Source organism: Nonomuraea sp. NPDC049758, assembly GCF_040674635.1.
Taxonomy (GTDB): domain Bacteria; phylum Actinomycetota; class Actinomycetes; order Streptosporangiales; family Streptosporangiaceae; genus Nonomuraea.
This window is the reverse complement of the sequence record NZ_JBFAMZ010000047.1, coordinates 15934-27788: the sequence shown is the minus strand read 5'-3', so window position 1 is coordinate 27788 and position 11855 is coordinate 15934. Positions and strand designations below refer to the sequence as shown.

General features: G+C 73.3%; 11 protein-coding genes and 2 pseudogenes. 4 read left to right on the top strand and 9 right to left on the bottom strand.

What is annotated here, in order from left to right; all coding sequences use genetic code 11:
• Positions 1 to 227 (bottom strand): annotated as a pseudogene (locus AB0J46_RS50975) (hypothetical protein); the annotation flags it as partial.
• 493 nt (positions 228 to 720) lie between these two features.
• The gene (locus AB0J46_RS50970; protein WP_364344453.1) at positions 721 to 1605 is read right to left on the bottom strand and encodes a hypothetical protein; all 885 of its coding nucleotides are present in this window, start codon (positions 1603 to 1605) and stop codon (positions 721 to 723) included.
• 69 nt (positions 1606 to 1674) lie between these two features.
• On the opposite strand from AB0J46_RS50970, the gene AB0J46_RS50965 reads away from it, so the two are divergent.
• Together AB0J46_RS50965 and AB0J46_RS50960 are read left to right on the top strand one after the other, a co-directional pair.
• A complete protein-coding gene (locus tag AB0J46_RS50965; RefSeq protein WP_358302255.1) occupies positions 1675 to 2154 on the top strand; it encodes a SigE family RNA polymerase sigma factor in 480 nt (159 codons plus the stop codon).
• Complete coding sequence (locus AB0J46_RS50960; protein ID WP_364344450.1) at positions 2151 to 3179, top strand: hypothetical protein; 1029 nt, start codon at positions 2151 to 2153, stop codon at positions 3177 to 3179. Before AB0J46_RS50965 ends, AB0J46_RS50960 begins: the two co-directional genes overlap by 4 nt.
• A gap of 14 nt (positions 3180 to 3193) precedes the next feature.
• Here the strand turns inward: AB0J46_RS50960 and AB0J46_RS50955 are convergent, their stop codons facing one another.
• Positions 3194 to 4573 carry a serine/threonine-protein kinase gene (locus AB0J46_RS50955; RefSeq protein WP_364344447.1) on the bottom strand — a complete coding sequence of 460 codons (1380 nt, stop codon included), beginning with the start codon at positions 4571 to 4573 and terminating at the stop codon, positions 3194 to 3196.
• Positions 4574 to 4761: 188 nt separating this feature from the next.
• Here AB0J46_RS50955 and AB0J46_RS50950 point away from each other — a divergent pair, with 188 nt between their 5' ends.
• Both AB0J46_RS50950 and AB0J46_RS50945 read left to right on the top strand, forming a co-directional pair.
• Positions 4762 to 5979, top strand: coding sequence for a histidine kinase (locus AB0J46_RS50950; protein WP_364344444.1), 1218 nt, complete (start codon positions 4762 to 4764; stop codon positions 5977 to 5979).
• On the top strand, positions 5976 to 6638 hold the full coding sequence (locus AB0J46_RS50945) for a response regulator transcription factor (protein WP_364344441.1): 663 nt from the start codon (positions 5976 to 5978) through the stop codon (positions 6636 to 6638). The genes AB0J46_RS50950 and AB0J46_RS50945 overlap by 4 nt, the downstream gene beginning before the upstream one ends.
• Positions 6639 to 6690: 52 nt before the next feature.
• Here the strand turns inward: AB0J46_RS50945 and AB0J46_RS50940 are convergent, their stop codons facing one another.
• The 6 genes and pseudogenes from AB0J46_RS50940 to AB0J46_RS50915 form a co-directional block, all read right to left on the bottom strand.
• Positions 6691 to 7290: a TetR/AcrR family transcriptional regulator gene (locus AB0J46_RS50940; RefSeq protein WP_364344438.1), complete on the bottom strand. Its 600-nt coding sequence runs from the start codon at positions 7288 to 7290 to the stop codon at positions 6691 to 6693.
• Positions 7191 to 7544 carry a hypothetical protein gene (locus AB0J46_RS50935; protein ID WP_364344455.1) on the bottom strand — a complete coding sequence of 118 codons (354 nt, stop codon included), beginning with the start codon at positions 7542 to 7544 and terminating at the stop codon, positions 7191 to 7193. Before AB0J46_RS50935 ends, AB0J46_RS50940 begins: the two co-directional genes overlap by 100 nt.
• Before the next feature lie 216 nt (positions 7545 to 7760).
• Positions 7761 to 8657: pseudogene (locus AB0J46_RS50930) on the bottom strand (FAD-dependent monooxygenase); the annotation flags it as partial.
• Positions 8658 to 8934: 277 nt separating this feature from the next.
• A complete protein-coding gene (locus AB0J46_RS50925; RefSeq protein WP_364344435.1) occupies positions 8935 to 9921 on the bottom strand; it encodes a CU044_5270 family protein in 987 nt (328 codons plus the stop codon).
• Positions 9921 to 10562: an RNA polymerase sigma factor gene (locus AB0J46_RS50920; protein ID WP_364344432.1), complete on the bottom strand. Its 642-nt coding sequence runs from the start codon at positions 10560 to 10562 to the stop codon at positions 9921 to 9923. Before AB0J46_RS50920 ends, AB0J46_RS50925 begins: the two co-directional genes overlap by 1 nt.
• 130 nt (positions 10563 to 10692) lie before the next feature.
• Complete coding sequence (locus AB0J46_RS50915; protein ID WP_364344429.1) at positions 10693 to 11685, bottom strand: helix-turn-helix domain-containing protein; 993 nt, start codon at positions 11683 to 11685, stop codon at positions 10693 to 10695.
• Positions 11686 to 11855: the final 170 nt, after the last annotated feature.

Genomic DNA, 11855 nt, shown 5'->3' with positions numbered 1-11855 from the left:
TAGGCCTCGTCGGGGCCTCTGCTGAGGTTGTCGAGCTGGCTGGAGACCGCCCTGTCGGCGACCGCCGCGGCGAGCGAGGCGGGGTCTGCCGCCGCCGGTGCGGTGGTGCCGGGGTCCTGTGCGGGGGTGGCTCCGGGAGGGGCGGCGCTGGCGGGAGACGCGGGAAGCGTCAGGGTCGCGGCCGTGGCCAGGCCGGCGACCGCCGCGAGTAAGGCTTTGCGTTTCACGCTGTGGTGCTCCTTTCGGCGGGCTCCCTTCACGCCGTTGCCGCCTTTGGGCATGCGCGGGTCACCACGCCGTCAGGGGTGTCCTGGGTCGCGGGGAGGTGAAGGGAGTCGGGGGGGTGAAAAAGGGTGACGGATACAGCAAGCGAACCGTTTCGCCTTGTTGCCGCCAGACGCTAAGCGCTGGTTGACTGCTCGAAAATACGTATGTTCATCGGTAGGCATACCGACATTTCTGTTACCGCTGGTCACACCCATCCACGTGCCAGAATCGGCCGTCATGCCGGACAATCGGGCAGGGAAAGTCCGGCATTCCGGGCCCACTGAAGGGCGAATCGGCCGAGGGCGACCGGCTCGGCGACGCCCGATAGGGGCGGCGGCGTCACCGCTATTCGGCGGGACCGGAACCTGCGCCGGCGCATCCGCCCGCGTCCCCGTGACCCCCGTCTAACCGGCACCGGACGGAAACGTCACGCCCAGGTTGCATCCGGCACGTTCAGTAGGGTTCCGGGGCGAGACAGCTGCCGCTCTCGTGGACCTGGTCCTTCGGCGGCGGCTCGACGGACACGTCGTTGCCCCAGTCGGTGAAGTCGATCTCGGTCACGCTGCTCCTGGGCACGCCCTCCTCGGCCGAGGGGTTGGCCGCGACGAGACGGACCCGGCGGGGAAGCCGGTCCGGCCCGACCCACAACTGCCACGAGACCCGTGCCGAGCGGTACTGCTCCCGCAGTACTTCCGCCATGGCGGGATCGTCGCCCCGGGCCGGGGCGCTGAGCTGGGTCTGCGCGGCGCTTCCGGCATGGACGACGGTGGTGACCTCGTCGATGACCCCGCCGGAGGAGGGCGCAGGCGCCGCGAGCCTCTCCAGCACCTCGGGTGACAGGACCGCGCGCGCGTCGAGTGCCCCGGCGAGCCGCGCCGCCATCCCGCATTCGGGGCTGCTGTGGTGCAGCCAGCTCTTGCCGGCGGGCACGTCCCTCCGGTCGGCCCGCTGCTCGTAGGTGCCGGAGTCGCCGATCGTGATCGCCCTGGTCGTCATGCCCGACAGGTCGCTCGGGACGAGGTTCTTCAGGTCTTCGGGGACGTCGGTCCGGTGGAAGGTCGTGGTCAGGTCGGAGGCGGCCGTACCGAGGCGCAGGATTCCGGTGGTCCGGCTCTCGCTGTACTCGCCGATGTCGACCGGCACGACGAGGTCTTCCGCCGCCCGCGGCGCGTTGCCGTAGGTCAGCCGGACGACCTTGGTGACCTTGACTCCGGCCCCCTCTTTCGCCTGCCGGGCCACCGCCTCGGCGGGCGTCCGGGCCGCCGTCGCGTCCTGTCCGCCGCATCCGGCCGTCAGGGTGAGCACGAGCAGGGTCGGCGCGATCCGCGATAAGGGCACCCGGTGATCATAGGAGAAGGCGGGATCGGCGAGGCAACCTGATCGCGCCGGCACCGCGTCAGTACGTGTGTGCCAGACAGGAAGCTCTTTGACAACTTCGTGGCCTCGCGGTCCGACCGGTTACTGCGGACGGCGTACCTGCTGACCCGCGACTGGGGAACGGCCGAGGACCTGCTCCAGGAGTGCCTGGCCAAGGCGTGGTTCGCCTGGTCGCGCATCGAGGAGCCCGAGGCGTACGTGCGGCGGGTGCTCGTGACGACCTACACCTCGTGGTGGCGGCGCCGATGGCGCGGCGAGGTGCCGAGCGGCACGCTGCCCGAGGAGGGGGTGCCCGATGCCGAGCGGTCCGGACGGGAGGAGCTGTGGGAGGCGGTGGGAAGGCTGCCCGCCAAGCAGCGCGCGGTGATCGTGCTGCGGTTCTACGAGGACCTGTCGGTGCAGGAGGTGGCCAGGATCCTGGGCTGCCATGACGGCACGGTCAAGAGCCAGACCGCCAAGGCGCTGGCCAAGCTGCGCGTGGACGAGTCGATCGTGAAGGAGTGCCGATGAGCGTGCAGGACCTGCGGGAGATGTTGCGGGAGCGAGCCGAGGGCCCCGCGCCCGCGATCCCGGACCGCCACGAGCTCGTCCGCCGACGTGTGCGGCGTACCTGGCGGCGCAGGGTTATGGCGTCCGCCGCCGCGACGGTGGCCGCGGGCGCGGCCGTGCTCTCCCTGCTGCCCGGTGGCGCCGTGACGCGGCACGAGCCCGCGACCTCGGCCTCCGCCGTGGCCCCCGCCCCGGAGCCGCTGCCGGAACGGTTCACCGCCCACGACGGCACCGGCTACCGGCGGCTGGCGACGGCGACGGTCAGGACGGACGGCGCGCGCAAGACGTCGGTCACGATCCCGGTCACCGGCAGGCCGCTGGACGTGGCCGCGCTGTGCGACGGCTCGTTCGGCGCCACGGCGCCGAGGATCTCCGTGGCGGGCCGCGCCGCCGGCGCCTCCCCGCCCATCTCCCCCTGCCTGAAGGGCATGGAGCTGGTCCCGTTGCCGGTGCCCGCCGGGGCCGGCCAGGTCACGGTGACGTTCGACACGACCACCAGGGGCGGCGGGTGTACGCGGCAGGGGAAGGGAGCGCCGTGCGTCACCCCTGAGCCCGTCAAGGCGGTCTGGAACCTGGCCGTCTACGAATGGACGCCTCCCGCGCGGCCGGTCGATCCCGAACCGCTCAGAGCCTTCCCCAAGCGGCTGCCGAGCTGGGAGCTGGCCGGCGCGACGCAGGACCGCATCTGGCCGCAGGACGGGACGGCCACGGTCACGGTCCGGGGCGACGGCGGCAGGATGGGCATCGAGGCGCTCTGCGCCGGTGACCTGGCCAGGCGGATGTGGTTCACGTACCGGATCGAGGGCGGCGACGAGGGGGTGGTCACCTGCAGCCAGTGGACGGGCGGCCCGTACCCGATGGCGATGACCGAGCTGGCCGTGCCGGAGGGCAGGCGGGTCACCGTCACCGTCCGGGCGGGCATCTGGGGCGAGGGCACCAACCGCCCGGTCCGCTGGGCCATGGCCGTCTACCGCAAGCGCTCCTGATCGTCGCTCCCGGGTCAACCCGATGACTGCGACGGGCCGAGATCGTTGAAGAAGCACGCGTCGGAGATCTCGGTCAGGTGCCCGAGCTTGTCCTTCGTCACCGCCTGCCGGTACGTGTCCACGTCGTCGGCGCGAAGCGCCTTGAGCGCCTTCTGGGCGGTGTCGATGTCGTTCCGGAGCGCGACCTTGAGCGCCGGGCGGACCGCCTTGGCCAGATTGGCCTGCTGAAGATCGATGATCTCGTTGAGCAGGTTCTCGGTCGGCGGCAGTGGCACCGTTCCGCTGACCGGGACCTGGGTCCACTTCTCCATGACGCCGGTCTGGTTCTCGCACCCCGGCGGTATCCCGTGGCCTTTCGCGCCGGGCTGCTCGGCGGCGGCCGCCGTCTGCTCTGCCGCCGTGCCGGACGAGCCCGCCTGCGGGGTCTGGTCGCCGTCTCCCGAGGTGGCCACGACGACGGCGACCGCGGCGATCGCCACAGCGAGCCCTGCGCCGCCCGCGATGAGCAGCTTGCGGTTCCGCGGCCCGCCGGGGCCGGGCCGCGACGGGCCGTGGAAGGCGGGCGCCTGCTCCTGCAACGTGGGCGGCGGCGGAGGCGGGACGTTCTCGGTGCGCGCCGACGGGCCGGCCGGAGCGGAACCGGCGTCCGGGAAGGACTGTCGCGGCGGCACGGAGTGAGGGCCGGCCGGGGGTGGCGGGGTGTTCGGCAGGAGAGGCTGCCCGAGGGCGTCGATCACGGCCAGGGCCTCGGCGGCGGTGGGACGGTTGGCCGGGGTCTTGTCCAGCAGGCGGGTGATCAGCGCCCCGAGGCCGCCGGCGTCACGGGGCACGGGCGGCTCCCCCAGCAGCACCGCGGTGAGCGTCTCCGTAGGGGTGTCCCGGTGGAACGGGGACACCCCCTCCAGCGCCTGGTACAGCGTCACCCCGAGCGAGTACAGGTCGCCGGCGCCGCCGCTGTCCACGCCGTTGAACCGTTCCGGCGCGATGTACTCCAGCGAGCCCATCAGCCCGCCGCTCTTGGTGAGGGCGGTGTCGCCCTGTTGCACGGCGATGCCGAAGTCGGTGAGCAGCACGCGGCCGTCCCGGGCGATCAGCACGTTCGCGGGTTTCACGTCCCGGTGCACGATGCCGGCGGCGTGGGCCGTGCGCAGGGCGTCCAGCAGGCCCCTGGCGGCCGAGGCGACGGCGCCGGGCGGCAGGGGGCCGTCCCGGGCGATCAGCTCGGCGAGGGTGCCGCCGTCGACCAGTTCCATGACGATCCACGGCGCCTGGTCCTCGATCACCACGTCGTGGACGGTGACGATGTGCGGATGGGAGCGCAGCCGGGCGGCGTTGCGCGCCTCCCGCTCGGCGCGGCGCAGCCGCTGCGCGTGCTCCTCCTCGTCGGTGATCAAGTTGTGGCAGCCTATCCAGGCGTGCTCGCGCGTATCTGCGGAATGTCCAGACTCGTGATCTATTCGCGCGCTGCCGGAGCGGCCGACGCGGCGCGGCACCTGTCCCCCTCGGCCGCTGGTTATCCTGTGGCAGGTCGAGCCGGGCACGGCTCCCCCACCACGAGCCCACCGGAAGGCGACGACCGACCGTGACAGCCCCTCTGCGCCGGAGCGCCCGTCCGGCCACGACGGTGGCGGCGCACGCGGTCCTGGCGTTCCTGACGGTGATCATCCTGGTGGGCGCCTGGTACCTGGGGGCGGCCTGGTGGCAGGTCCTGGCCGCGGCGGGCGCCGCCGTCCTGCTCCATGCGGGGGCGGTGGCGGCCGCCCGGCGGCCGTGGGCGGGGTACGGGATCGGCGCGCTGGCCATGCTCGTCCTGGTGCTGACGCCCTCCCCGGGATGGTCGCTGAACCTGCTGCCCTCGGCGGTGTGCTTCCCCTTCGCGTTGTGGCGGCTGACCGGCCTGGTCCCGGTCAGGTCCTCGGTGCCGGCGTTGGCGGTCGCGGCGCTCGGGATCGTCCTGAACGAGGTGGTGGGGTGGGCGCGGCTGCCCGCCGACCCGCTGTGGATCCGCCTGCTGGAGGGCGGGCTGCTGATGCTCGCGGTCGTCGGGGTGTGGCTCGCGGCCCTGCTGGTACGGCGCAGGCAGGAGGCCGCCCGGCGGGCCGAGGGCGAACGGCTGGCCGCGGCGCTCGCCGGTGAACGGGCCGGCATCCGCCGCGACCTGCACGACGTGATCGCCCACACGGTCACCGTCATGGTCGCGCGGATCGAGGCCGCGGCGGTGACGACGGCGGATGCGGCGACCCGGCGCGAACTCGGCGACATCGCCGAGACCGGCCGGGACGCCCACCAGGGTCTGCGCGCGATGCTGGCCACCTTGGGCCCGTCCGCCGGGGGCCCGTCCGCCGGGGGCCCGTCCGCCATGGGCGCGGCCGCCGCGGCGCCGCGCGCCGGATCCCGGCCCGGCCAGGTGCCGATCTCGCTCGACGTGCTGCCCGACCTGGTGGCCTCGGCGGCGAGCCCGCTGCACGCGGTGACGCTGGCGGAGGCGGGTGAGCGGCGGCCGCTGAGCCTCAGCGCCGAGGTCGCGGCGGTGCGGACCGTGCAGGAGGGCATCACCAACGCGCTGCGCCACCTGGAACCGCCGGTCGCGGTGCGCGTCAGCCTGCGCTGGAGTGCGGCCGAGATGGTGGTGGAGGTCCGCGACGACGGCGGCGGCGCGCCTCGCGGCGCCCGCGGCCAGGGGACCGGCTTGATGGGGATCGAGGAACGGGTGCGCACCGCGGGCGGCACACTGTCGATCGACGACGGGGACGACGGATGGGTGCTGCGGGCGCGGCTCCCCACGAAGGAGGGGGCATGAGCGCGATCCGGGTCATGCTCGTCGACGATCAGGAGCTGCTGCGGGCCTCGCTGCGCACGGTCCTGTCGGCCGACGAACGCATCGAGGTCACCCACGACGTCGCCGACGGCGGCCAGGCGATCGAGGTCGCCCGGCGGCACCGCCTCGACGTGGTGCTGATGGACATCCGCATGCCGCGCCTGGACGGCGTCGCCGCCACGGCGGAGATCGTGCGGATCGCTCCGGCGACCCGGGTGCTCATGCTGACGACGTTCGACGACGACGAACTGGTCGTGGCAGCCGTCCGGGCCGGCGCCAGCGGCTACCTGACCAAGGACGTCCGGCCCGCCGCGCTGGCCCAGGCGGTGTGCGACGTCGCGTCGGGCACGGCGGCGCTGGCCCCGGGGGTGGCCGCGACGATCCTGGGCCTCCTGCGGCAGACGCCGACGCGCAGGACGGGAGCCCTGGACGGCCTCACCCCGCGCGAGGTCGAGATCTTCGGCCTGCTGGCGCGCGGCAGGTCCAACGCTGAGATCCGCGCGGAGCTGGTGCTGAGCGAGAACACGGTGAAGTCGCACGTCCGGGCCGTCCTGCAGAAGCTGGGCCTGCGCGACCGCGTGCACGCGGTGATCCACGCCTACGAGAACGGGCTCGTGGGCCGCGCCGATCTGCCCGGCTGAGCTTCCGTCCCTTCAGGCGGCGCCTTCGGTGCCTGACGGCGGCCGCGCGGTGTCAGGGCCGGTACCCGATGTGGGCCAGCAGAGTACGCAACCGGCGCTCGATCTGTTCGGCGGTCACGTCGTCGGCGTGCTGGAGCAGGACGGATCCGATCGAGCCGGCCAGGATGTCCTGGACGACGCCCGGGTCGGTGCCCGCCGGAAGGTGACCGGCCTCGACGGCCTGCTGCGCGACCTGGGCCACGGCGTCCAGCCGTGGCCGCAGGTAGCGCTCGGTGTAGGCGGCCACCAGCTTCGGGTAGTCGACCGAGGCGCCGATGACGCGGGCCATCAGCGCGCGGAAGCGGGGACGGCTGAGCAGCTCGGCGACGGAGCGGACCAGTTCCTCGATCGACCGCCCGGCCGGGGCGGCGTCGATGTCGGGGGCACGGGCGTGCTCCAGGGCGGCCATCAGGAGGTCCTCCTTGGCCCGCCAGCGCCGGTAGACGGTCAGTTTCGCCACGCCGGCGCGCTGGGCGACCGCTTCCACGCTGGTGCCCGCCGCGCCGCGTTCGATCAGCAGGTCCAGCGCCGCCTCCAGGATGGCGGCGTCGTTTCCCGGATCGCGGGGACGGCCGTGGCGTTCTCCGCCGGCCACAGCACCTGGTTCAGCCATGTGGTCAGTCTGTCGGGTGCCGGACGGTGACGCCAACCGATGTGCCCGTCGGGGCGGATCAGCGTCACGCCGGGCGAGCCGGGCTCCACCGGCGTGAGCGCGACGACCAGGTCGGCGCCCAACTGCGCCGCGGCGGCCTCGGCGTGGCGGGCGGCGACGTGCCGGTCGTCGGCGAGCACGGCCCAGCGTCCGCCGATGGCGGCGTGCAGGGTGGTGGCGCCGCCGTCCGGACGCCGGCAGGCGAGGTCGGGCATCCGGTCGCCGGGACGCAGTCCGGGCATCCACCGGTGCTCGGCGGCGGCCAGCGGCCCTCCTCGGTAGCTGATGCCGAGCTGGGAGGCGGCCAGCCACAGCCGCCGCTGCACGGCGGGCAGCCGCACGACCGGCAGGACGACGTGGTCGCGCAGCAGGCGTTTCCAGGGGGCGTTCGGCAGCATGATGTCCACGGCGGTGCTGGTGGCGCGCAGGACCTTGCGGGCCAGCGGCCGGCGTTCGCCTTCGTAGGTGTCGAGCAGCCGCCGGTCGGCGCGGCCACGGGCGACCAGCACCAGCTTCCAGGCCAGGTTCTCGGCGTCGCCGAGCCCGGTGTTCTGTCCCTGGCCGCCGGTGGGGCTCTGGATGTGCGCAGCGTCGCCGGCCAGGAGGATCCGGCCGCGCCGGTAGGCGTCGGCCAGCCGCCGGTGGATGCGGAACTCCGAGGCCCAGCGGAGGTCGGTGACCGTGTCGAGGCCGATCCCGCTGCGGCGGGAGAACTCGCCCAGCACCCGGTCGCCGATCTCGCGTTCGGACAGCCGGTCCGGCAGCCGCGACGGCGGTTCGGTGAACACCCGCCAGGTGTCGTCGGGCAGCGCGGTGACCGACAGCATGTGGCCGGCTTCCATCCAGGTCGTGCTGCCGTTCCTGTCCAGCAGCCACCGGGCCTGCACGTCGGCCATCAGCAGGCGTTCGAGGAGTTTGCGGCCGGGGAAGCCGATGCCGGCGAGCTTGCGCACGGTGCTGTGCGCGCCGTCACAGCCGATCAGCCAGTGGGTCTCGACGTGGCGCTCGGCGCCGCCGGCCATGCGGACGGTGGCGGTGACGCCGGCGTCGTCCTGCCGGGCCGCGACCAGGCGGGTGTCCCACTCCACCTGGCCGCCCAGTTCGGCCAGACGTTGCCGCAGCGAGCCCTCGACCTCGGCCTGCGAGATCAGCAGGGTCTGTTTCGGCTGGTCGGCGACGGCCTGGCCGACGTGGAGGCGCAGCACGGTACGTGTGCCCTCGTTGTAGGACATGGTGAGCGAGGACCGGGAGCGCTGGGGCAGGTCGCCGAGCGCGCCGATGCGTTCCAGGACCTCCATGCCGCGTGGTTGCAGGCCGAGGGCGCGGGAGGTGGTGGCGGGGGCGGGGGGGCGTCGATGACCCGGACGGGGATGTCGTGCAGGGCCAGGTGGACGGCCAGGGCCAGCCCGGTGGGGCCGGCGCCCGCGATGAGCACGGTGTCAGTCATTTAGTAAACGATACGGTACCGATTACTAAGTCGGGAAGGGGGCTCGGGCAACTCCGGCTCCGGCCCGGGAGTCGATCCCGACCACTGCGGGCCGGGCTCCCCTTGAGCCCGGCGGCCGGTGCCCGGCCCTCGTCACGGGCACCGGCCAGGGAGCTCGGCTACGGAAGGTCGCCCGCCTCGTCGACGATGCCGACGGACACCCGGGCCCTGGAGGTGATCACCTCGCCCTCGGGCAACCCGCTGTAGTAGGGGTCGGGCGACTTGGCCCCGCCGACGTAGACGCGGCGTGCCCCGAGCAGGTCGAAGGTGGTCGGGTCGATGATGACCTCCTGGCGGACCCCGTCGTCGTCGCGGGTGTAGATCGCCACGCCCTGCCGGCCCAGCAGATCGCGCACCGGCTCCACGCCGACGTCGTCCAGCCGGGACAGGACGGTGTAGAGGGCGGCGCGCAGGCGAGCCGCCGGAGCGCCTTCTTCCAGGATGCTCAGGATCTGATGGGACACCGCCCGCGCCTGCGGCAGAGCGATCTGGCCGGTGTCCTTCTTCAGGCGTTCGGCCAGGGCGGACGGCTCCAGCGGCAGCGAGCGCAGGTAGGCGGGGTCGAACCGCAGCCGGGGATCCGCCCCGCCCCGGCGGCGTTCGATCGTCTTGCCGCCTTCCTTCCGCATGGCCCTTTCCTGGCCGTCGCCCCGCGTCCATCGTTCGACGGTCTCCCGCGAGTCCGCCCGGCCTGCGCCGGCCGGCGGGGCGGTGGCTTTGGCCGTCAGCTTGGGTGAGGTGTAGGTGTCCCATTTGACGTAGACCCACTGGTCGGCTCGCGGGTAGACGTCCGGCTGGCCGGCCGCCGCCGCCGTCGCGTGCTCGGCCAGGGTCTGCGCGTTGGCCACCGGCAGCCAGGCCGGGGCGCCGGTGGTCTGCGTCCCCCGGTCGTCCGTGGCCAGGCTCTGCACCACCGTGACGCCCGCCGCGATCGTGGCGCCGAACGCGCCCACCGCGGCCACCCGCAGCACCATACGCCGGACCCGGCGGGCCGGTGGCTCCGGAGCCAGCGCGGCCAGCATCCGCCGCCGGGCGTGACGCAGATCGCCTGCCTCGCTCTGCCGCACCTCCGAGCGCAGGTCGCGGACCATGTCCAGATCGTTCATCAGACCTCCTCGATCACGTCGGTGGGGTTGCTGCCGCCCAGCGCCTGGGCGATCTTGCGGCGGGCGCGCGACAGCCGGGATCGCACGGTGCCGATGGGCACGTTCAGCGCCTGCGCCGTCTCCTCGTAGCTGAGGTCGCCCCAGGAGACCAGCAGCAGGACGTCGCGCTCGCCCTTGCCCAGCGCGGCCAGGGCGGCCGCGAGCGGTCTGCGGGTCTCCGAGGCGGAGACGCGGGCGACCACCCGCTCGTCGAAGGCCACCGCCACGGGGTCCTCCCCGGTTCGGGCGAGGGCGCGGTATCCGCGGGTCTCGGCCCTTCGATGGGTGCCGATGATGTTCGTGGCGATGCCGTACAGCCAGGGCAGGGCGTCCTGGCGATCCAGGGCGTACTTGTGGCGTTTCTCGAACGCCCTGGTGAACGTCTCGGCCACCACGTCCTCGGCCTGATCGGGCCCGAGCCGCCGGACGACGTAACGATGCAGGACGGCGGCATGCCGCTCGAACAGCTCGGCGAAACGCTCCGGCTCGGCCAGCGACGCCTCGATGACCGCCGAGTCCTGCGCGGGCCCTTCGAAGACTGTTTCGCGGGCTGTTTCGAAGGCTGTGGGGACCTTCGGCTGGACCGGTGCCGGGACGTCCACCCGAAGCGGCGCTCGCGCGTCCGCCGGAGGACCTGCCAGGACGGGTTCGTCATGTGGAAGGGATGTCACGACGGTACTTATCCGTATGCGGGAGAAAGGTTCCATCCAGGATCCCGTCGTGGGGGTGCGGTCACTGCTGGCGGTGGATCAGGTCGCCGCCCAGCCGGGTGAGCTGGTGGATGACCATGTTGGCGTGCCGGGTGCTGGCGATGAGCCCGGCCCGCTGCAGGACCTGGGCGTGCGCGCTGGCCGACGACAGCGAGGCGCCGGTCCGGCGGGCGAGCTCGCTGGTGGTGCAGCCGTCGGTGGCGGCGATGCAGCGCAGGACACGGGCCCGGGTGGCGCCGAGCAGGTCGGGCAGCGCGTCGTCGGGGACGGCGTCGGGCATCTCGTGCTGGATCGGGAACACCAGGACGGGCGGCAGGCTGGGGTCGGCCATCGCGACCGGGGTGAAGCGCCCGAAGTAGGAGGGGATGAGCGTCAGGCCGCGTCCTTGCAGGTGGATCTCGTACCGGCCGGTGGCGTAGTCGGCCTCCAGCACCGGGGGCCGCCAGCGCGTCGACGGCCCGAGACCGGCGAGCATCGCGTCCACGCCCTGGTCGGTGAGCAGGCGGGTCAGCCTGGCGCGCTCACGTCCCAGGGCGTCCTCCATGGCGGTGCGGCGGGAGCCGAAGGCGACCTGGCAGTACCGCTCGCCGAGCCGGGCCAGGTCGCGGATGGAGCGGCGGTTGCCGCGGGCCAGGTCGTCCAGCGTGGCGGGCACGGGCACGTACGGGCGCAACCGGTCGACCTCGTGCCGCACCCGCGCCGACGGGGTGTCGGCCAGGACGTCCAGGCCCTGCCGGAACCCGCTCAGCGACTCGTAGGGGGTCAGGAAGTCGGGGAAGTACGCCTTGAGCGGCACCAGCGGCACCAGCCGCTCCCGCACCGGCTTGAGCAGCCCGGCCTCGGCCAGGTCCGCGCGGGCCTGCCGCCGCCAGCCGGACAGCGCCCTCGCCCCGCCCGGACGCTGCAGGATGTGCAGACTGAGCGCCATTTCCCACATCATGTCCGCCCGGCCGGCGACGCGCACGCGGGCCAGGTCCTCGCCGGTGAAGACGATCCGCAAGGTCCCCTTGATCATGATCACATCCTCGGCCGCCGATATCACAGTCAGATCAAAACCTGATCGACGGCGGCCGCTGACCTGCGCGTTCCCACTCAGGCCGGATCCGGGTGACGATCCCGGACCTGTAGTATCCGCCGGCCGCCGTCCGTGCTGCCGTCTGACGGCAACCAGTCGGGAGTGATTTG